This is a genomic window from Pseudomonas sp. S2_F07 (assembly GCF_054668325.1).
Genome location: NZ_CP162758.1, coordinates 3351225 through 3372243, shown reverse-complemented (window position 1 = coordinate 3372243; position 21019 = coordinate 3351225). Strand labels below are relative to the sequence as shown.

Below are 21019 nucleotides of genomic sequence, written 5' to 3'. Positions count from 1 at the left end.
ATAGGGCTGGATGAAAATAATTTCGATTCAGAAGTCGGTTGCGGCTGGTATTGGGTCAAAACGGTTTTTGCGGGGAGTCGAACGCCGCCATCGCGAGCAAGCTCGCTCGCGATGACGGTTGATCAGACAAAAAGCTTTTCAGGGCTTGGTATCAGCCTTGGCCACGACTTTCACCCACCATTGCGTGTGCTGTTCGATCTGCACCGGCAGGGTCGGCAACAGGGCGTTGAGTGCCAGGTCGGTGTCGCGTAGCGGGAAGCTGCCGGTGATGCGCAGGTCGGCCACTTCAGGGGCGACCCCGACGTAACCGTTTCGATAGCGGCCGATTTCATGCACCAAATCTTCCAGCCGCGTGTTGTCCACCACCAGCATGCCGCGGGCCCAGGCATCCGCGCCGAGGTTGACGGCCAGAATCGGGCCCAGGCCGTTGTTGCGGATCAGCACCTGCTGGCCTTCGTGCAGAATCTGTTCGTCAGGATTGGACTCAGGGTGAACCGCCACCGCCGACTGCAATACGCTCAAGCGCGTTCCGTCTTCCTCGCGCTTGACCAGAAACCGCGTTCCCAGCGCACGCATGCTGCCTTCACGGGTTTCTACGATGAACGGCCGGGGATCGCCATGGCCGGTTTCGACCAGGATTTCGCCTTCCTGAAGCACAACGCGCCGCTGTTTTTCATCGAAACGCACATCCAGTGCGCTGTGGGTGTTGAGATTGATCAGCGTGCCGTCAGCCAGACGCAGGGTGCGCTGCTCGCCAACGGCGGTGCGCTGGTCGGCCAGCCAATAGTCGATCGGCAGGTAACGATCCCCGGCGAACAGGGCCAGGCCGATCATGGCAACGATACTGGCGAAACCGTTGCCAAGCTTGCGCACTCGCCGGCGGATGCCTTCGCGCGATTGCAGCAAGGCCGTGCGGGCCGGGCCGCTGGCCACGCTGAAACGCTGGTCGAGCATACCCAACTGGCGCCAGGCGCGGGCGTGCTCTTCGTGGGCCGCGTGCCACTTGGCGAACTCTTCACGTTCTATCGGGTTGGCGCAGTCCATGGACAACTGCCAGGCAATCGCCGCGTCCAGCACGTTGGCCGATACCGGTTTGGAACCGAGCGGATTCATGTCGGCTCACCATACAGCGCGATGTAGCACTGGCGAATGCCTTGAGCCAGGTACTGGCGCACCCGCGGCACCGATACACCGAGGCGCTCGGCGATTTCTGCATGGCTGAGGCCGTCGAGACGGTTGTAGAGGAACGCCGCCCGGGCCTTGCTGGAAAGCTTGCCGAGCAGGCGGTCGATGTTTTTCAGGTCTTCGAGGATCATTTGCTGTTCTTCCACCGACGGTTGTTCGGCTTCGGGAATCAGCATCAGCTCGGTGAGGTAGGCCTGTTCCAGCGCGGCACGGCGGAAATAATCGAACAGCAGGCCCTTGGCGATCGCCACCAGGAACGCCCGGGGCTCGCGCGGTACCTTCAGTTCTTCACGGCCCAGCAAACGCACGAAAGTGTCCTGGCTCAGGTCTTCGGCCCGCTGCGGGCAGGCGACGTTGCGTCGAAGCCAGGCCAATAGCCAACCGCGATGGTCGCGATATAACGCGCCGACGAGCTCACTTTGGGGGCTTGGGACTGACGACACGCCGCATCACCGATTGGGAAGTATTAACTAACGAGAATTGTTCGCGATTGTGGCAGAGGCGAGGGAGGTAAGCAATTGGCGTTGGTCGGGCGGGACATTTGCGACGGCCCCTGTAGGCGCGAGGAGGCTCGCTCCTACAGGGATGGCGTATGGGTCAGAAGGACGGCGCCTGCTGCCGGCGTTTCCACTGATTCAAGCGCTGTTGCAGGTTCAACGGGCTGTGAATCTGCTGCTGTCGCGCACGGCTGAACAGGATCATCATCAGTTCGGCGGTGGCCAGGGCGTCGGCGCTGGCGTGGTGGCGCTCGAAGACTTCGAGCTTGAACCAGTCGATCCAGTCGTCCAGCCCGGCCTCGCGAATGTGCGCCTGGGGACATAGCAGCGGCGCAATATCCGCCACATCCAGAAACGGATGCTGCAATTTGAAACCCAGGTGATCTTTCAATGCACGGCCGAGCATGTGCTGGTCAAACGGCGCGTGGAAGGCCAGTACCGGACTGTCCCCGATGTACTCCATCAGGTCGAGCAGTGCTTCTGCCGGTTCGCTGCCCGCCGCAATGGCGCTGGGGCCAATGCCATGGATCAGCACGCTGGGGCCGAGTTTCACTTGCGGATATTGCAGGGTGCGTTCGAACATTTGGCGAAAGTCGATGGCCCCGTCCTCGATCACCACCGCGCCGATGGACACCACGTGGTCCTTGTTCAGGTTCAAGCCGGTGGTTTCCAGATCGAGCACCACCCAGCGCTGTTCGCGCAGGCTGGACTCAGTCAGGTCGGCCGCCGTCGGTAATTGCTCCAGCCGATATTGCAGGTGGGCGGGCAGGGTGAGGCTCGGCGGGCGCAGCCACGAAAACAGGCTCATAACTGATACCGCAAGGCCAGGCTGCTTTGCAGGCGTTGTGCCTGGCGCAGGGACTCACGCAGGATGCGTCGGTCCAGATGATTGAGGCTGTCGGGATCGACCCGATTCGAGTAAGGAAAATTCTCCCGGGTCTGTAGTTGGTGTTGCTGCATGCGGGTTTGCTGGATGAAGTGATAGGCCTCTTCGTACGCGGCGCCGTCCAGGGGATCAATGACCTCCTTGTCGACCAACTGGCGAAAGCGCTCCAGCGTGTTGTTCGCTTCGATACCGTGGACCAGGGCCAGCAACCGGGCGCCGTCGACAAAGGGTGCCAGGCCCTGGGTCTTCAGGTCCAGGGTGGCCTTCTCGCCATTTTTGCGCGCCAGCACGAAGTCGCGGAAACGTCCTACGGGCGGTCGATTGCGCAGCGCATTCTCGGCCATCATGCGCTGGAACAAGCGGTTGTCGCCGACCTGGTCGAGAATGCCCCGGCGCAACTGCTCACAGCCTTGTTCGCTGCCCCAGACCACGCGCAAATCGAAATAAATGCTCGAACCCAGCAGGTTTTCCGGGGTTGCCTCGCGGATAAACGCCGCAAAGCGCCGCGCCCATTCGGCGCGGGACAGGCACAGTTCGGGGTTACTGGCCATGATATTGCCCTTGCACAAGGTGAAGCCGCACAGCGCCAGGCTCTGGTTGATCTGCTGGGCAATGGGCAACAGCTTGCCGCGAATCTCGGCGGCTTGTGCCGCGTCGCTGGCTTCGAACAGAATGCCGTTGTCCTGATCGGTGTGCAGGGTCTGCTCGCGACGGCCTTCGCTGCCGAAACACAGCCAGCTGAACGGCACACCGGGGTCGCCTTTTTCGGCGAGGGTCAGTTCGATCACCCGGCACACGGTGTGGTCGTTGAGCAAGGTGATGATGTGGGTGATCTGCGTCGAAGACGCGCCGTGGGCCAGCATGCGCTCGACCAGTTGACCGATTTCGCCCCGCAGCGCCACCAGGTTTTCCACTTTCTGGGCATTGCGGATAGTGCGCGCCAGGTGCACCAGGTCGACCCGTTGCAGGGAAAACAGGTCGCGCTCGGAAACCACGCCGCACAAGCGCTGGTCCTTGACCAGGCAGACATGGGCGATGTGACGCTCGGTCATGGCAATCGCCGCGTCGAATGCACTGTGATCCGGCGACAGGAAGAACGGCGCCCGGGTCATGTGCCCTTCGATGGCTTCGTTGAAATCACTGCTGCCGTTGGCTACGGTCTGACGCAGGTCGCGCAGGGTGAAAATCCCCAGTGGCGCCTTGTGTTCGTCGACCACCACGATGCTGCCGACCTGTTGTTCGTGCATCAACGTCACGGCTTCGCGCAATGGTGTCTGCGGGGTGCATGTCACCGGGTGACGCATAGCCAACTCGCCCAGACGGGTATTGAGCGAATATTGGGTGCCGAGGGTTTCCACGGCTTTTTGCTGCACTTGTTGGTTGACCTGATCCAGCAGACTGCTGACGCAGCGCAGGGCGAAGTTGCGGAAAGTGTCCGATAGCGAAAACAGGCGGATGAACGCCGGCTTGTTCAGTTGCAGGCAGAAGGTGTCTTCGCCGGCCAGGTGCTCGGTGCGGGTCGCCCGTTCACCCAGCAACGCCGCGAGGGGGAAACACTCGCCGGTGGTGATCTCGAAGACCGTTTCGGTGCCACCTTTTGCCGTATGCGGACGCTCGCCCACGACCCGGCCTTGCTTGACGATATAGAAGTGCTCGACCGGCCCGTCGGCGGGTTTGATGATGCTCTCGCCGGGGGCATAAAAACGCAGTTGACATTGCTCGACCAGATACGCCAGGTGAGCGTGTTCCATCTGGTTGAAGGGCGGGAAGCGCTGAAGGAATTGCAACGTGCCCTGGATGTTCTGCAACACCGCGGTTTTCCCTGCCTGTGTGAAGGCGTCCGCTTTACTCATAACCATTACCGCAGTCTTTTTTGAATTGTTGTGGTCGGGTGACATGGACATGGTCGACCCCTACGGTCGGGGTGCCCATTGGACGTAAGTCTAGGTAGGCGGTTAGCGCCCTGAAATGTCGGAAGAAGCCTACGCAAGTGTGCGAAAAACCTCTCTGCTCCCCTATTGGAAAATTATCTGCCGGAGTGCACATTGGTGGTCAGCTTAGCGATGTCTCTTAACTGTGCTAGGGAATTGAATTGAACATGTAGAGAACGCCATGTCCGACCACGATATTTTGAGCAACGCCGAGCGCGAAGCGCTGAGTGCCGTCATGCTGGAGCCTGACCTGCCGCTGCAACGAGTGCTGATCGTCGACGACGATAAAGACGCCCGGGAACTGCTGTCAGAGATCCTCGCGTTGGAGGGCATCAACTGCATAACGGCGGCCAGCGGAGAAGCGGCACTCAAGATGCTGGTGACCGAGGCTGAGATCAAAAAAACCTCGATCGGTTTAATGATCACCGACTTGCGAATGGGCCACATTGACGGTCTGGAACTGATTCGTCAGGTACGCGAATCGGTAAGGGCGGCATTGCCGATCATCATTGTCTCGGGTGACGCCGACGTGAAGGATGCGATCGCCGCGATGCATATGAGCGTGGTGGATTTTTTGCTCAAGCCGATTGATGCCAGCCATCTGGTGACACTGGTAAAACGCGAGCTGGGCATTAAGTAACTCAAGCCTGTAGTTATTAATTACAGGCTTGAGTTGTTTTGTTGGTTTTTATTTGTAATTTAACTTATCTAACTGGCCCGCGAAAAAGCTACTCACAAATAGCTTGTTTTTTCTTCCTGTGTTTCAGTTATCGTTCAGTTCTTGAGGGCTAATGCAGGCATTTATTTGATGTCGCGCTTGGTTCAATAAAATCTGTCGTAGCACTATCCAGGTTGCCAGTTTGACTCTTAAATATTAGCGGCTTGAGTATGCCGATGGCAGTCGTGTATTCAGGCTTCGGCTAATTCCTGTGGATAAAACTCCGGTAAAGGTCAGGTCATTACTCTTCCTGGATTGTGTGGCTGTGTATCACAATGAGGACGATATGATAAAGAAAATGGAGTTTCGCGATCTTGTACTTGTTATCGGTGTGACAGTGATGTGGGGTAGCAATTTTACGGTAATTGGTATCAGTCTTGACGGTATCGATCCTTTCATATTGACAGCATTGCGTTTTACTTTCTGTGCATTACCGTTGGTGTTTTTCCTCCCCAAACCCAAGGGTATCAGTACATTTGTAACTATCGTCTACGGTTTGTTGTTTGGTGTCGGAATGTGCTGGTTGATGAACTATGGCATGTTTCTTGGTGTCAGTGCCGGCGTGACATCTTTGCTCTTGCAATTCAGTGCTTTTTTCACAGTCATCTGGGGAGTACTTCTGTTTGGCGAGAAAATGACGGCAATACAGGTGGCTGGCATTCTCATGGCGTTGGTTGGGCTGATGTTTATAATTCATGTAACGGACGGCGATGCCGAAAGCTTTGGACTTTTTCTGGTATTGCTCGGCGCATTGTTCTGGAGTCTTTGCAATGTGTTGGTCAAGAGAAGCAAAGTTGTTGATATATTTTCCTTTGTCGTTTGGTCGAGTCTGTATGCAACACCTCCTCTATATCTGATGACTTACTGGGTCAAAGGCGCAGCCCCTTTCCAGTCGTTGCTAACGGACATGACCGCTCCGGTGCTGGCATCTGTCCTGTTTCAGGCCTATGTGGCGACGGTATTCGGGTATTGGGTGTGGAACCGAATGATTGAGAAGTATCCGGCGAGCCAGGTTGCACCGTTGTCAGTGATTGTTCCGATATCGGGCATCTTGACCTCGTGGTATGTACTCGACGAACCCATTGGTGGCGAAAAACTGTTTGCTCTCGTAATCACGGTCCTCGGAATTGCCTTGTTCATGAATGCGTCGAGAATAGGCCATTGCATCGCTGCAAACGCGTTGCGTTACAGGAGGTAGCCCTGCATTTGCTGGAAGCTGAAACAAAAATCCCCCGGTTTTTCAACCGGGGGATTGCTGTGAAGACAGCTGGTTACAACCCGTTCTTCGCCTTGAACTCGCGACGACGACGGTGCAGGACCGGCTCGGTGTAGCCGTTCGGCTGCTTCGTGCCTTCGACCACCAGTTCAACCGCCGCCTGGAAGGCAATGTTGCTGTCGAAGTTCGGGGCCAGCGGACGGTACAGCGCATCGCCGGCGTTCTGACGATCAACCACCGGCGCCATGCGCTTGAGGCTTTCCATGACCTGGTCTTCGGTGACGATGCCATGGCGCAGCCAGTTGGCGATGTGCTGGCTGGAAATACGCAGCGTGGCACGGTCTTCCATCAGGCCGACGTCGTTGATGTCCGGCACTTTCGAACAGCCGACGCCCTGGTCGATCCAGCGCACTACGTAACCGAGAATGCCCTGGGAGTTGTTGTCCAGTTCGTTCTTGATCTGTTCGGCGGTCCACTGCGGGTTCACCGCCAGCGGGATGGTCAGGATGTCGTCCACCGAAGCGTGGGCACGCTTGGCCAGTTCGGCCTGACGGGCGAACACGTCAACTTTGTGGTAGTGCAGCGCGTGCAGCGCAGCAGCGGTCGGCGATGGTACCCAGGCGGTGTTGGCACCGGCCATCGGGTGAGCGATTTTCTGTTCGAGCATCGCCGCCATCAGGTCAGGCATGGCCCACATGCCTTTACCGATCTGTGCGCGACCTTGCAGGCCGGTGCTCAGACCGATATCGACGTTGGAGTTCTCGTAGGCGCCGATCCATTTTTCCGCCTTCATGTCCGCCTTGCGCACCATCGGGCCGGCTTCCATGGAGGTGTGGATTTCATCGCCGGTGCGGTCGAGGAAACCGGTGTTGATGAACACCACACGCTCACTCGCCGCCTTGATGCAGGCCTTGAGGTTGATCGTGGTACGACGCTCCTCGTCCATGATCCCGACTTTGAGGGTGTTGAGCGGCAGGCCCAGCACGTCTTCGATGCGACCGAACAGCTCGTTGGTGAACGCCGCTTCTTCCGGGCCGTGCATCTTCGGCTTGACGATGTAGATCGAGCCGGTGCGGGTGTTTTTGCGCGAAGTGTTGCCGTTCAGGTTGTGCATCGATGCCAGGCAAGTCACCAAGCCATCGAGAATGCCTTCCGGCACTTCGTTACCGTCTTTGTCCAGGATCGCATCGATGGTCATCAGGTGACCGACGTTGCGCACGAACAGCAACGAACGACCGTGCAGGCTCAGTTCACTGCCATCGACAGCGGTGTAGGTACGGTCGGCGTTCATGGTACGGGTAAAGGTCTGACCGCCCTTGGCGACGTTTTCCGACAGATCGCCCTTCATCAGGCCGAGCCAGTTGCGGTAGATCACCACTTTGTCATCGGCGTCGACGGCGGCAACCGAGTCTTCGCAGTCCATGATGGTGGTCAGTGCGGCTTCCATCAGGATGTCTTTGACGCCGGCCGCGTCGGTCTGGCCGACCGGGGTGTTGGCGTCGACCTGGATTTCGAAATGCAGGCCGTTGTTTTTCAGCAGGATCGCGGTCGGTGCAGAGGCATTGCCCTGGAAACCGATCAGTTGTGCGTCGTTGCGCAGGCCGGTGTTGCTGCCGCCTTTAAGGGCGACCACCAGTTTGCCGTCAACGATCTTGTAGCCGGTGGAATCGACGTGGGAGCCGGCCGCCAATGGCGCCGCTTCGTCGAGGAAGGCACGGGCGAAGGCGATGACCTTGTCGCCGCGAACTTTGTTGTAGCCTTTGCCTTTTTCCGCGCCGTCAGCTTCGCTGATGGCGTCGGTGCCGTAGAGCGCGTCATACAGCGAACCCCAACGGGCGTTCGAGGCATTGAGGGCGAAACGGGCATTCATCACCGGCACCACGAGCTGCGGGCCGGCCATGCGGGCGATTTCTTCGTCGACGTTTTGCGTCGTTGCCTGGAAATCGGCCGCTTCTGGCAGCAGATAACCGATCTCTTGCAGGAAGGCTTTATAGGCCACGGCGTCATGCGCTTGACCGGCACGGGATTGGTGCCAGCCATCGATGCGAGCCTGGAAATCATCGCGTTTGGCGAGTAGGGCTTTGTTCTTCGGCGCCAGGTCATGAATGACCTTGTCGGCACCGGCCCAGAACTGATCGGCGGTGAGGCCGGTTCCGGGAATGGCTTCGTTGTTCACGAAGTCGAACAGGACTTTGGCGACCTGCAGGCCACCGACTTGAACGTGTTCAGTCATTGCTTGCCTCACTCTGCTCAGCTATTTCGCTTTTCAGCTCTTCAATTTAACAATGAAGCCTTTGGCCATTTAAACCACAAACCCCTCTACCAGTACATGCCCATGACAGGCGGCTGGGTTGGGACCAATCAACGGCTTGGGGCCTTGCTGACAGGGCTTTCAGGGTTGCGAACGTGCCTGCGGCAGACATCGATCCAACGTTATGTAGTGCGCGCTGCGGCATACTACATGATGAATTGCGGTTGTGAAAATTAGACTAATTACGTCGTTCTGCGACCCCATGACGCATTGCGGTCACGTCGGGGAGCGTGATGTTCTCAAAAAACTATTGGATTGTTCCAGCTAAATATCAAAAGTTGTACACGATTTGTTGGGTCAGTCAGATCGGCGGTGCCTTCATTCGCGAGCAAGCCCGCTCCCACAAGGACAGCGCATGACTCTGTGGGAGCGGGCTTGCCCGCGAAGAGGCCAGTCGATACACCTTTGATTTCGGATCTGCCCAGGCACCATCCAACCCTTGCCTATACTTGGTTCTCTATAACAAAAGTCATGACAAGAGGGCTGTGCCATGGACCACCTCGTACTCACTGTTTTTGCTCCGGACAAACCCGGGCAAGTCGAGCGCATTGCCCAATGCATTGCCGAGCACGGCGGCAACTGGCTGGAAAGCCGCATGTCGCGTATGGCGGGACAATTCGCCGGGATTCTTCGGGTGGGGGTGCCGGCCGAGGCCTACGACGAACTGGTCGATGCCTTGCAGAGCTTGTCCGCTCATGGCATTCGCGTATTGATCGCAGAAAGCGGTATCGAACAATCCTGCACCTGGAAACCGATTGCCATGGAACTGGTGGGCAATGATCGCCCGGGGATCGTGCGTGACATTACGCGCTTGCTGAGCGAGCAGGGGGTGAATCTGGAACGGCTGGTCACCGAAGTGCGTCCGGCACCGATGAGCAGCGAGCCGCTGTTCCATGCCGAAGCGATTCTCGCGGTCCCGCTGACGCTGTCGCTGGACGTACTGCAATCGCGCCTGGAAACCCTGGCTGACGACCTGATGGTCGAGTTGGTGCTGCGCAGTGAACCCTGATCAGGTTATCCAAGTTAAACGTGCACCGGCCTGTGGATAACCTGTAGAGACACATCGCCAGGCCACGCCGACCGGGGGTTTTCAGGTTCTGATCAAAAAACCAGCAGTTTCAGATACTTGCGCACAAACGGCGGGGATCACGCTGTGGATAACCTTGGGAAGGAATGATGCAGGCCACGGAAGACGTGGCCTGCAGGCTTTTGTGCGTTTTTTGATCAGCTGCGGCGGCGCAAACTTATCCACGCATCGATGCTGTAAACCGCCAGGCCGGCCCAGATAAACATGAACGCTACCAAGGTGCTGGACGACAGGTGTTCGCCAAACAGCAGGACTGCTTGCAGTAGCACCAGTGTCGGGGCCAGATACTGGAGAAAGCCCAGTGTCGTGTAGGGCAAATGCCTTGCAGCAGCGTTGAAACAGACCAGCGGCACCAGCGTGATCGGGCCGGCGGCGACCAGCCACCAGGCCTGGGACGTGGTCCAGAATTCGGCCTGGGCGCTGCTGGCCGTCGGATTGAGCAGCAACCAGCCAAGTGCAATCGGCACTAGCATCCAGGTTTCCACCACCAGCCCCGGCAGCGCCTTGACGGGCGCCTGCTTGCGAATCAGGCCATAGAAACCGAAGGTCAGTGCCAGCACCAGCGACACCCATGGCAGGCTGCCGACTTGCCAGACCTGTTGCGCCACACCGACAGCCGCCAGACCGACGGCAATCCATTGCATGCGCCGCAGCCGTTCGCCAAGAATCAGCATGCCCAGCAACACGTTCACCAAGGGGTTAATGTAGTAACCCAGGCTGGCCTCCAGCATGCGTCCGTTGTTCACCGACCAGACGTAGGTCAGCCAGTTGGCTGCGATCAGCGCACCGCTCAGGGCCAGGATCGCCAGCCGCTGCGGGTTTTCTCGCAGTTCGCGCCACCAGCCGGGATGCTTCCAGACCATCAGCAACAAGGCGCCGAACAGCGCCGACCACAGTACCCGGTGAATGATGATTTCCACGGCGGGCACACTGGCGATGGCTTTGAAGTAGAGGGGGAAAAGTCCCCAGATGATGTAGGCACTCAGGCCTAGAATGTACCCGCGACGCGGGTTGGCGGCTTGCATGCAGAATCCTTGCTTAGGCAGCTAACAAAGAAGGGATTGTAAGGTGGTTGTATAGATGTGTCGTGTCAGAAAAAAGATCGCAGCCTTCGGCAGCTCCTACAGAGAAAACATATTCGCCCTGTAGGAGCTGCCGAAGGCTCGGGCCGCGTTCGGACGATCTTTTGATTTTCGATTAAAACAGCTTCAACGGCTCTTCATTGAGCGCCGCCAATTGCTCGCGCAACGCCAACACCTGATCCCCCCAATACCGTTCGGTACCGAACCAAGGGAAACTGCGGGGGAAGGCCGGGTCTTCCCAGCGGCGGGCGAGCCAGGCGCTGTAGTGCATCAGGCGCAAGGCGCGCAGCGGTTCGATCAAGGCCAGTTCACGGGGGTTGAAGTCGTGGAACTCGTTGTAGCCGTCCATCAGTTCCGACAACTGGCTCAGGCAATCCTGACGGTCGCCGGCGAGCATCATCCAGATGTCCTGCACCGCTGGGCCCATGCGGCAGTCGTCGAGGTCGACGATATGGAACATCTCGTCACGGCACATCATGTTGCCGGGGTGGCAGTCACCGTGCATGCGGATGTTCTGGTGCGGCGTGTTGCTGTAGGCATCTTCCACACGCTTGAGCAAATCGCGGGCCACCGATTCGTAGGCCGGTAGCAGGCTGCGGGGGATGAAGTTGCCATCGAGCAACGTGGCCAGCGAGTCATGGCCGAAGTTCTTTACCGCCAGCGCTTCACGGTGCTCGAACGGCCGAGTCGAGCCGACCGCATGCAGGCGTCCGAGCAACTGGCCCAGGCGATACAACTGGTCGAGGTTGCCCGGTTCCGGTGCGCGGCCGCCACGACGGGGGAACAGGGTGAAGCGGAATCCTTTGTGTTCGTGCAGGGTTTCACCGTTGTGGATCAACGGCGCCACGACCGGCACCTCGCAGTCGGCGAGTTCGGCGGTGAACTGGTGCTCTTCCAGAATCGCTTCGTTGCTCCAGCGTTGCGGCCGGTAGAACTTGGCGATCAGCGGCTCGGCGTCTTCGATACCGACCTGATAGACGCGGTTCTCGTAGCTGTTGAGGGCCAGGATGCGCGCGTCGCTGAGAAAGCCGATGCTTTCAACGGCATCGAGCACGAGGTCTGGGGTGAGGGTTTCAAACGGGTGGGCCATGCTGACTCCTGCGCGCAGCAGGCTGCTGCGTCCGGCCAGGCATGGTAGCGCAGACGGCGCGGTTTTAGTGGTTGGACTGAGATGTGTGGTGTCTGGGCTGACGCCATCGCGAGCAAGCTCGCTCCCACAGGAGATCTCTGGTGTGCCGCCGATCGCATGCACGCCGACAATCCAAAGTGGGAGCGAGCTTGCCCGCGAAGAGGCCCTGTCAGGCGCCGACGATCCCGCCATCTTCCCGAGAAATCGCCATCACCGAAGACCGCGGCTTGCCATTGGGCAGATGCTCGGGAAAGGTCGAACCACCGTTTTCACCCGGATGCTGGATCCCGACAAACAGGGTCTTCTGGTCCGGCGAGAAGCTGATCCCTGTCACTTCACAACCTACCGGGCCAACCATGAAGCGGCGAATCTCGCCGGTTACCGGGTCGGCACAGAGCATCTGGTTGTTGCCCATGCCGGCAAAGTCTCCGGCGTTGCTCGAATCGCCGTCGGTGAGAATCCACAAGCGTCCGGCCTTGTCGAAGCCCAGGCCGTCCGGGCTGTTGAACATGTTCTGCGGCGTGATGTTCGACGATCCGCCTTTGGGTGTGCCGGCGTGAACCCCCGGATTACCGGCGACGACGAACAGGTCCCAGGCAAAGGTTTTCGAGCCGTGATCGTCACGCTCGGTGCGCCAGCGCAGGATCTGCCCGTAGACGTTCTTCTCGCGCGGGTTCGGCCCGCCCACCGGTTGCCCGTCTTCGCCGCGTTTGGCGTTGTTGGTCAGCGTGCAGTAAACCTGGCCATCCTTGGGGCTGACCACGATCCATTCCGGGCGGTCCATGCGGGTGGCTTTCACCACACTGGCAGCCAGGCGGGCGTGGATCAGCACTTCGGCCTGATCGGCAAAGCCGCTGCTGGCATCGATGCCGTTTTTGCCATGGGTCAGTTCGATCCATTCGCCCTGGCCTTTCGGGTGATCGACGTTGCCGTCGCCGGCATCGAAACGCGCTACGTACAGGGTGCCGTGGTCGAGGATGTCGCGGTTGGCCTTGGGGTTCTTGTGGTCGATCTTGTCGCGGCTGACGAATTTGTAGATGAACTCACCGCGCTCATCGTCGCCCATGTACACCACGGCATGACCGTCGGCGGTTTCGGCCAGGGCGGCGTTTTCGTGTTTGAAGCGGCCCAGGGCCGTGCGTTTGACCGGCGTCGACTTCGGATCGAACGGATCGATCTCCACCACCCAGCCGTGACGGTTCAGCTCGTTGGGGTTCTTGGCCATGTCGAAGCGCTCGTCGTACTGGTGCCAGTTGATCTCTTTGCTGGTGGCCACCACGCCGTAGCGTTTTTGCGCCGGGTCGAATTTCTGCTCGGCGTTGCTGCTGCCGAAGCAGTCGGTGAAGTTCTCTTCACAGGTCAGATAGGTGCCCCACGGTGTCTTGCCGTTGGCGCAGTTCTGGAAGGTGCCCAGGACATTCTTGCCCTGTGGATCGGCGCTGGTTTTGAGCAGGGCATGTCCGGCGGCCGGGCCGCTCAGGGTGATGGGTGCGTTGCCGTGAATGCGGCGGTTGTAGCGCGAGCCCTGGACGAAATGCCATTGGCCGTTCTTGCGCTGCACTTCAATCACCGACACACCTTCACAGGCCAGCGCCTTGCGCACTTCTTCGGCCGATTGCGGCATGCCGCCGTGGGCGTAGAGGTAACGGTAGTTGGTGTATTCGTTGTTGATCGCCATCAGCGCCCGGTCTTTTTCGCCCGGAAATTCGAACAGGCTCATGCCGTCGTTGTTGTCGCCGAACTGGACTTCCTGATGTTCGGCGCTGCCGTTGCCGCTCGGGTCGAACGCCGGACCGTCCTTGTGCAGAGGCTGGCCCCAGCTGATCAGTACCGAGGACTTGTAGCCAGGTGGCAAGGTGATGGAGTCGCTGGTGGCGGCGGCAATGCTGTCGAAGCCCAACAACTGGCTGTTACCGGCGCTGACACTGGCGGCCATTACGCTGCGGCTCAGCAGATTGCCGCCGAGGAACATCGCAGCGCCGCACAGGGCACCTGCGCTGATGAAGCCGCGACGGCTGAGGCCGACCATGTTTTCGAGGTCGGTGGACTGGTTTTCTTCTAATAGGCTCATTTCAGGCTCCCTGCGGATTTTGCAGACACCTTAAAGATGAGTAATGAACCTTTTGTTGCAGTTTGCTTAAAGCGGCGTGCCCAGTAGAACCCGGGACGGCGAGAACTCCACGCGCACCGGCTTGCCGCAGGTCAACTCCGATGCTTGCAGAAGACTCGGTTCGACCAGGGCGCATAGGGTCAGACCGTTGGCCAGGGTGATGCGCACTTCGCTGGGGCCGTCGTCGGCGTCGAGGACTTTTTCGATGATGCCCCTGAGGCAATTGTTTCCAGGCGTTTCGACGGTGTCAGTTTGCAGTACGTCGAGCCAGCCGGCCTTGATCAATGCCACGACATCGGTGCCGATTTGCAGCTCCAGGCGCTCGGTGCTGTCGTGGGTGATTTGCGCGGTGACGATCAGGCCTTCGGCGACTTCAAGGCGAATCAGGTCGTTGCGCCCCTGAGGTTCAATCGCCACCACCTTGCCGTGTAACTGGTTGCGCGCGCTCGTGCGCAGCATCAGGCGCCCGAGCAGGTCCAGATCGCTCGCGTCTTCAGCGGCTTCCAGCACCTGGGTCTGCAAGGCTTGCAGCTTCTGGTACAGGCGCAACACCCGCTCGCCTTCGTTGGACAATCGCGCACCGCCGCCGCCCTTGCCGCCGACAATCCGCTCCACCAGCGGTTTCTGCGCCAGGTTGTTCAGCTCATCGATCGCATCCCAGGCGGCCTTGTAGCTCATGCCCGCGCTTTTGGCCGCCCGGGTGATCGAGCCTTGTTCGGCGATGTGCTGCAACAGGGCGATGCGCTGCGGACGGCGGACGATGTGCTGGGACAGCAAGGTGGGCAAAGACATGACAAGTCGCTTTGAGTGGTGACGATGGTCAGGAAGTTGGCCGCTTGGGTCGCGCGAGTCAAGTCAGGGTGTTTCGCCGGGTTTGGGCGTACGGGCCAGGCAATAGACGTCGACCCTCGCCGCACCGGCGTCCATCAGCAGGCGAGCCAGGGCCTGGGCCGTGGCGCCGGTGGTCAGTACATCGTCGACCAGCGCCAGGTGCAAGCCTTTGACGACGGCGCCGGGTGCCAGGGAGAAAGCGTTGCACAGGTTCTTTCGGCGGGCTTGGGCGTTCAAGGCCTGTTGGGCGTCGGTGTCCTGGTGGCGTAGCAGCAACCGTTCGTCGCAAGGGATATCGAGACTCGCACTCAGCCAGTTAGCCAGTTAGCCAGCATCGCCGCCTGATTGAACCCGCGCTGGCGCAGGCGTCGGATGGCCAACGGGACCGGAATCAGCGCATGGGGGCGCGGCAGGTCGTCTTCGAAGCGATGTTGCAGGTATTGAGCAAGAAGTTCGCCGAGCAGGCGGCCAAACGGCCACTTGGCGTTGTGTTTGAAGCGGGTGATCAGGCTGTCTACCGGAAAGCTGTAGGTCCAAGGCGCAATCACCTGTTCAAAGGCCGGTGGCTGCTTCAGGCAATGGCCGCAGGTGAGGCCCGGGGCCGGGAGCGGCAGGGCGCAGGCCAGACAGTGATCGCCGAGCCAGGGCAGCTCGATTTCGCAGGCTGTGCAGACAGGAGGGATACCGTCGGCCGGTTCATCGCACAAAAGGCACGATTGTTTGTTTTTTGACCAGATGTAAACCTGCCCTTCGTATCGTGGTTGACAGCGCATCGCTCTTCCTTAAATATGCCGAAACATCTGTGAAGCGGCTGTGACATTCCATTACCCAGCCGCATGCCAAAGCATAATTCAAAGGAAACGCCCATGAGCGCCAGCACCACTGCAACCCTGCGTCATGACTGGACTTTGGCCGAAGTCAAAGCACTCTTCGTTCAGCCATTCAATGACCTGTTGTTCCAGGCGCAGACGGTGCACCGTGCGCATTTCGACGCCAACCGCGTCCAGGTGTCGACCCTGCTGTCGATCAAAACCGGCGCCTGCCCGGAAGATTGCAAATATTGTCCGCAGTCCGGTCACTACAACACCGGCCTGGAAAAAGAAAAACTGATGGAAGTGCAGAAGGTCCTCGAAGAGGCCGCTCGCGCCAAGGCCATCGGTTCGACCCGCTTCTGCATGGGCGCGGCGTGGAAGCACCCGTCGGCCAAGGACATGCCTTATGTTCTGAAGATGGTTGAAGGCGTGAAAGCCCTGGGCCTGGAAACCTGCATGACCCTCGGTCGCCTGGATCAGGATCAGACCGAAGCGCTGGCCAAGGCCGGCCTTGACTACTACAACCACAACCTCGATACGTCGCCGGAGTTCTACGGCAGCATCATCACCACCCGCACCTATAGCGAGCGCCTGCAAACCCTGGCCTATGTGCGTGAGTCGGGGATGAAGATCTGTTCCGGTGGCATCCTCGGCATGGGCGAGTCGCTGGACGACCGCGCCAACCTGCTGATCCAGCTGGCCAACCTGCCGGAGCATCCGGAGTCGGTGCCGATCAACATGCTGGTGAAAGTCGCCGGTACGCCGCTGGAAAATGCCGATGACGTCGACCCGTTCGACTTCATCCGCATGCTCGCCGTCGCGCGCATCCTGATGCCGCAATCCCACGTGCGCCTGTCCGCCGGCCGCGAAGCCATGAACGAGCAGATGCAGGCCCTGGCGTTCTTTGCCGGCGCCAACTCGATTTTCTACGGCGAAAAACTGCTGACCACCGCCAACCCGCAGGCTGACAAGGACATGCAACTGTTCTCTCGCCTGGGCATCCTGCCGGAAGCCCGCGAAGAGCACGCCGACGAGGTGCATCAGGCGGCGATCGAGCAGGCCCTGGTGGAGCAGAAGAGCAGCGAGCAGTTCTATAACGCGGCCATCTGAAATTCGCTCCGGTTCCTCTGAAGGAGTGCGAAACCCCCTGTGGGAGCGGGCTTGCTCGCGAAGGCGTCAGTCCAGTCGACATCAATGTTGAATGTCAGTCCGTATTCGTCGGATCGCCGCCCGGAGCAAGCCCGCTCCCACAGGGGACATGTGTCATTTGATAGTCGAGGCCTGCATGTCTTTCGATCTCGCCGCACGCCTTGCCGCCCGTCGTGCCGAAAACCTCTACCGCCAGCGCCCGCTGCTCGAAAGCCCGCAGGGGCCGCAAGTAGTGGTCGATGGCCAGCCGTTGCTGGCGTTCTGTAACAACGACTACCTGGGCCTGGCCAATCATCCGCAAGTGATCGAAGCCTGGCGTGCCGGTGCGTCGAAGTGGGGGGTGGGCGGAGGGGCATCCCATCTGGTCATCGGCCATAGCTCCCCGCACCATGCCCTGGAAGAAGCGTTGGCCGACCTGACCGGTCGCCCGCGCGCGTTGCTGTTCACCACCGGCTATATGGCCAACCTCGGCGCGGTCACGGCGCTGGTGGGGCAGGGTGATACGGTGCTCGAAGACCGGCTCAATCATGCTTCGCTGCTCGACGCGGGGCTGTTGTCCGGCGCGCGGTTCAATCGTTACCTGCACAACGACCCGGTGAGTTTGGCCAAGCGCCTGGAAAAAGCCACTGGCAATACGCTGGTGGTCACCGACGGCGTGTTCAGCATGGACGGTGATATCGCCGACTTGCCAGCGCTGGCCCGAGAGGCCAAGGCCAAAGGCGCCTGGTTGATGGTCGACGATGCCCATGGTTTTGGACCGCTGGGCGCCAACGGTGGCGGCATCGTCGAACACTTCGGCTTGAGCCAGGATGACGTTCCGGTGCTGGTCGGCACCCTTGGCAAGGCGTTCGGTACGGCGGGTGCCTTTGTGGCTGGCAGCGAAGAACTGATCGAAAGCCTGATCCAGTTCGCCCGTCCCTACATCTACACCACCAGTCAGCCACCTGCGCTGGCCTGCGCCACGTTGAAAAGCCTGGAACTGCTGCGCAGCGAACACTGGCGCCGCGAGCATTTGCAGACGCTGATCCGCCAGTTCCGCAAAGGTGCCGAGCAGATTGGCCTGGAACTCATGGACAGCTTCACGCCGATCCAGCCGATCATGATCGGTGACGCCGGGCGCGCGGTGCGCCTTTCGCAGATGTTGCGTGAACGCGGGTTGATGGTGACCGCGATTCGCCCGCCGACCGTACCCGCCGGCAGCGCCCGGCTGCGGGTCACGCTGACGGCTGCCCACAGCGAAGCCCAGGTACAGCTATTGTTAAATGGACTGGCCGATTGTTTTCAGCAACTGAAGCCGGAGCCAAGCCATGCGTGATCGTTTGATTCTGCTGCCCGGCTGGGGCCTTGGCGTTTCACCGCTGGAGCCTCTGGCGGCGGCCTTGCGTGGCCTGGATGAGCACCTGCATGTCGAGATAGAGCCGTTGCCGGAGCTGGAGTCGAGCGATCTTGAAGAGTGGCTCGATGAGCTTGATTCGACTTTGCCGCAAGACGTCTGGCTAGGTGGTTGGTCATTGGGCGGCATGCTCGCTTGCGAGTTGGCGGCCCGGCGTGGCGATCGCTGCTGTGGCGTGTTCACCCTGGCCAGCAACGCTTCTTTTGTCGCCCATGATCAATGGTCAAGCGCGATGCCCGGAGAAACCTTCGACGCGTTTCTGGCGGGATGCGAAGCCGATCCGCGCGCGACCTTGAAACGCTTTTCACTACTCTGCGCCCAAGGCGCCGAAGACTCCCGCGGACTGTCGCGGTTGTTGCTCGGCGGCGCCCCGAATACCGCCGCGCCAGTGCTGCTCAGTGGCCTGCAGGTGCTCGCACAACTGGATACACGACAGGCTCTGCAATCGTTCCGCGGTCCGCAACTGCATCTGTTCGCCGGCCTCGACGGGCTGGTGCCGGTGGAAGCGGCGGGCGAGTTACTGGCATTGCTGCCGGATGTCGAAATCGGTCTGATTGAACAGGCCAGCCACGCGTTTCTCCTGGAGGATCCCCACGGTGTGGCGGGGGCGATCCAGGCCTTTTTGCATGAGTCCGGCGATGACTGATTTATCCCTTCCCAACCTGCCCGGCGCCTTGCCTGACAAACGTCAGGTAGCCGCTTCATTCTCCCGCGCGGCGGCCAGCTACGACAGCGTGGCCGAGTTGCAGCGGGATGTGGGCAGACAATTGCTCGGGCGCATGCCGCAAGACTTCGTACCGCAGCGCTGGCTGGACCTTGGCTGTGGCACTGGGCATTTCAGTCGTGCCCTGGATGAGCAATTTCCGGGCAGTCACGGTGTGGCGCTGGACATCGCCGAGGGCATGCTCAACCACGCCCGGCCATTGGGCGGCGCCACACACTTCGTGGCCGGCGATGCCGAGCGCTTGCCACTGCAGGATTCGACCTGCGACCTGATCTTCTCCAGCCTGGCGGTGCAGTGGTGCGCGGACTTCGACTCGGTGCTCAGTGAAGCCTTTCGAGTACTGAAACCGGGTGGCATTTTCGCGTTTGCTAGTCTGTGTGTAGGGACGTTGTTTGAATTGCGCGACAGCTGGCGCGAAGTCGACGGCATGGTGCACGTCAACCGCTTCCGGGAGTTTGGTGTTTATCAGCAGTTGTGTGCGGCCAGCGCCTTGAATGTGGTCAGTCTGCAAAACCTTGCGCATGTGCTGCATTACCCGGATGTGCGCAGCCTGACCCATGAACTCAAGGCGTTGGGTGCGCACAATCTCAATCCCGGGCGGCCGGGTGGCTTGACCGGCCGGGCACGGATTTTGGGTCTGATTGAAGCTTACGAACAGTTTCGTCAAGCCCAGGGCCTGCCGGCGACTTATCAAGTGGTGTACGCCGTTTTGGAGAAGCCCTTATGAGCGCAGCCTATTTCATCGCCGGCACGGATACCGATGTCGGTAAAACAACGGTCGCTGCGGGGCTGCTGCATGCGGCGCGTTCGGCGGGATTGAGCACGGCGGCGGGCAAGCCGGTCGCGTCCGGTTGCGATGTGACGCCCAAGGGCCTGCGCAACGCCGATGCGCTGGCCTTGCTGGCGGAGTGTTCGCTGCCGCTGACCTACACGCAGGTCAATCCGATGGCCTTCGAACCGGCCATTGCCCCGCATCTGGCGGCGCGAGAGGCGGGCGTGGCGCTGACGGTGCAGTCGTTGCTGACGCCGATGCGGCAGATCCTGGGCATGCAGGCGGACTTCACCCTGATCGAAGGCGCTGGCGGCTGGCGCGTACCCTTGGCGGATCAGGACAATCTGTCGGACCTGGCCATCGCTTTGAAGCTGCCGGTGATCCTGGTGGTCGGCGTGCGGCTGGGGTGCATCAGCCATGCCTTGCTGACCGCTGAGGCGATTGCCCGGGACGGTTTGCAACTGGCGGGCTGGGTGGCCAACATTATCGACCCCAAGACCTCGCGGCTGGAAGAAAACCTGGCCACCCTTGCCGAGCGCATCCCGGCACCGTGCCTGGGGCGTGTGCCTAAACTCAAGGCCGTTACGGCCGAGGCAGTGGCCGAGCACTTGCAACTGGACCTGTTGGACTGAGGTTGGTCGCATGCGGGCTTTGCCTATGATGGGGCACTGTGCCATTAGTGTTTTTGTCGAGTGTTTTGCCGGCCACTCTGCTTCAATGGCCGCTGTTGATCCTTTGAAAGGACGAGTTTTCCCATGGAAATCTCAGGAAACACCGCTTTTTATGCCGGTCTGAGCACCCTTCAGACAGGGCAGAACCGCGTCGATCAAGCCGCCGGGCAGATCGCCAACACCACTATTGAGCGTTCGGTCACCAGCCAGTCCTCCGAGGCGCAGGCCGATCGTCTGCGATCGGTTGATCGCAGCCGGCAATCGGACCTGGCCAGCAACGTGGTCGAAATGGCCCAAGGCAAGATTCAGGCGGAGCTGGGCGTGAAAATCGCCAAGGCAGCCGACGAAGTGCTCGGGACGTTGATCGATACCTACGCCTGATTCTTTAAAGAAATTTGCACCCTCCAGCGCCGCGCCTGTTCGCGGCGTTTTTCTGCGTAAGTCTTTCTTGTTCAACTAATCTTTTCGGTGCGGCGGGCTGCTTCGCGAGCGCGGCTGCGTTGTCGCGTGCCTGT

General features: G+C 60.0%; 18 protein-coding genes and 1 pseudogene. 9 read left to right on the top strand and 10 right to left on the bottom strand.

Annotation, left to right across the window (positions count from 1 at the left end; genetic code table 11):
• Window positions 1-138: 138 nt before the first annotated feature.
• The 4 genes from AB4O40_RS15260 to AB4O40_RS15245 form a co-directional block, all read right to left on the bottom strand.
• Entirely contained in the window at window positions 139-1113 is a 975-nt protein-coding gene (locus AB4O40_RS15260) for a FecR family protein (RefSeq protein ID WP_056726595.1), read from the bottom strand.
• Window positions 1110-1628, bottom strand: coding sequence for an RNA polymerase sigma factor (locus tag AB4O40_RS15255; protein ID WP_056726596.1), 519 nt, complete (start codon window positions 1626-1628; stop codon window positions 1110-1112). The genes AB4O40_RS15260 and AB4O40_RS15255 overlap by 4 nt, the downstream gene beginning before the upstream one ends.
• A 154-nt stretch (window positions 1629-1782) precedes the next feature.
• Window positions 1783-2490 (bottom strand): 3'-5' exonuclease, encoded by a 708-nt coding sequence (locus AB4O40_RS15250; protein ID WP_223541357.1) that lies wholly within the window; start codon window positions 2488-2490, stop codon window positions 1783-1785.
• Window positions 2487-4427 carry a putative nucleotidyltransferase substrate binding domain-containing protein gene (locus AB4O40_RS15245; RefSeq protein ID WP_223541358.1) on the bottom strand — a complete coding sequence of 647 codons (1941 nt, stop codon included), beginning with the start codon at window positions 4425-4427 and terminating at the stop codon, window positions 2487-2489. The genes AB4O40_RS15250 and AB4O40_RS15245 overlap by 4 nt, the downstream gene beginning before the upstream one ends.
• 253 nt (window positions 4428-4680) lie before the next feature.
• On the opposite strand from AB4O40_RS15245, the gene AB4O40_RS15240 reads away from it, so the two are divergent.
• Both AB4O40_RS15240 and AB4O40_RS15235 read left to right on the top strand, forming a co-directional pair.
• The gene (locus AB4O40_RS15240; protein ID WP_460053912.1) at window positions 4681-5139 is read left to right on the top strand and encodes a response regulator; all 459 of its coding nucleotides are present in this window, start codon (window positions 4681-4683) and stop codon (window positions 5137-5139) included.
• A gap of 364 nt (window positions 5140-5503) precedes the next feature.
• Window positions 5504-6415, top strand: a complete 912-nt coding sequence (locus tag AB4O40_RS15235) for an EamA family transporter (protein ID WP_056726600.1) — start codon at window positions 5504-5506, stop codon at window positions 6413-6415.
• Between the two features lie 73 nt (window positions 6416-6488).
• On the opposite strand, the gene AB4O40_RS15230 is transcribed toward AB4O40_RS15235, so the two are convergent.
• Window positions 6489-8666 (bottom strand): malate synthase G, encoded by a 2178-nt coding sequence (locus tag AB4O40_RS15230; protein WP_460053915.1) that lies wholly within the window; start codon window positions 8664-8666, stop codon window positions 6489-6491.
• Between the two features lie 568 nt (window positions 8667-9234).
• On the opposite strand from AB4O40_RS15230, the gene AB4O40_RS15225 reads away from it, so the two are divergent.
• A complete protein-coding gene (locus AB4O40_RS15225; protein WP_056726602.1) occupies window positions 9235-9753 on the top strand; it encodes a glycine cleavage system transcriptional repressor in 519 nt (172 codons plus the stop codon).
• 215 nt (window positions 9754-9968) lie between these two features.
• Here AB4O40_RS15225 and rarD read toward each other — a convergent pair whose 3' ends face one another.
• The 5 genes and pseudogenes from rarD to AB4O40_RS15200 all read right to left on the bottom strand — a co-directional run bounded on the left by rarD (window position 9969) and on the right by AB4O40_RS15200 (window position 15756).
• Window positions 9969-10856 carry an EamA family transporter RarD gene (gene rarD / locus AB4O40_RS15220; RefSeq protein WP_056726603.1) on the bottom strand — a complete coding sequence of 296 codons (888 nt, stop codon included), beginning with the start codon at window positions 10854-10856 and terminating at the stop codon, window positions 9969-9971.
• 172 nt (window positions 10857-11028) lie between these two features.
• Window positions 11029-12003: a serine/threonine protein kinase gene (locus AB4O40_RS15215; RefSeq protein ID WP_056726604.1), complete on the bottom strand. Its 975-nt coding sequence runs from the start codon at window positions 12001-12003 to the stop codon at window positions 11029-11031.
• A gap of 208 nt (window positions 12004-12211) precedes the next feature.
• On the bottom strand, window positions 12212-14113 hold the full coding sequence (locus AB4O40_RS15210; RefSeq protein WP_056726605.1) for a PhoX family protein: 1902 nt from the start codon (window positions 14111-14113) through the stop codon (window positions 12212-12214).
• Between the two features lie 66 nt (window positions 14114-14179).
• Window positions 14180-14944: a TOBE domain-containing protein gene (locus AB4O40_RS15205; protein ID WP_056726606.1), complete on the bottom strand. Its 765-nt coding sequence runs from the start codon at window positions 14942-14944 to the stop codon at window positions 14180-14182.
• 63 nt (window positions 14945-15007) lie between these two features.
• Window positions 15008-15756: pseudogene (locus tag AB4O40_RS15200) on the bottom strand (phosphoribosyltransferase family protein).
• A 93-nt stretch (window positions 15757-15849) separates the two neighbouring features.
• Between AB4O40_RS15200 and bioB the strand changes: the two are divergent.
• From bioB to AB4O40_RS15170, 6 genes are all read left to right on the top strand, one after another.
• Window positions 15850-16905 (top strand): biotin synthase BioB, encoded by a 1056-nt coding sequence (gene bioB / locus AB4O40_RS15195; protein ID WP_056726608.1) that lies wholly within the window; start codon window positions 15850-15852, stop codon window positions 16903-16905.
• Between the two features lie 175 nt (window positions 16906-17080).
• Complete coding sequence (bioF, locus tag AB4O40_RS15190) at window positions 17081-18259, top strand: 8-amino-7-oxononanoate synthase (protein ID WP_223541360.1); 1179 nt, start codon at window positions 17081-17083, stop codon at window positions 18257-18259.
• A complete protein-coding gene (locus tag AB4O40_RS15185) occupies window positions 18252-18983 on the top strand; it encodes an alpha/beta fold hydrolase (RefSeq protein WP_056726610.1) in 732 nt (243 codons plus the stop codon). Before bioF ends, AB4O40_RS15185 begins: the two co-directional genes overlap by 8 nt.
• Window positions 18976-19788: a malonyl-ACP O-methyltransferase BioC gene (gene bioC / locus AB4O40_RS15180; protein ID WP_056726611.1), complete on the top strand. Its 813-nt coding sequence runs from the start codon at window positions 18976-18978 to the stop codon at window positions 19786-19788. Before AB4O40_RS15185 ends, bioC begins: the two co-directional genes overlap by 8 nt.
• Window positions 19785-20465, top strand: coding sequence for a dethiobiotin synthase (gene bioD, locus AB4O40_RS15175; RefSeq protein WP_095944823.1), 681 nt, complete (start codon window positions 19785-19787; stop codon window positions 20463-20465). Before bioC ends, bioD begins: the two co-directional genes overlap by 4 nt.
• Before the next feature lie 123 nt (window positions 20466-20588).
• On the top strand, window positions 20589-20885 hold the full coding sequence (locus AB4O40_RS15170) for a pyrroloquinoline quinone biosynthesis protein PqqE (RefSeq protein ID WP_460053921.1): 297 nt from the start codon (window positions 20589-20591) through the stop codon (window positions 20883-20885).
• Window positions 20886-21019: the final 134 nt, after the last annotated feature.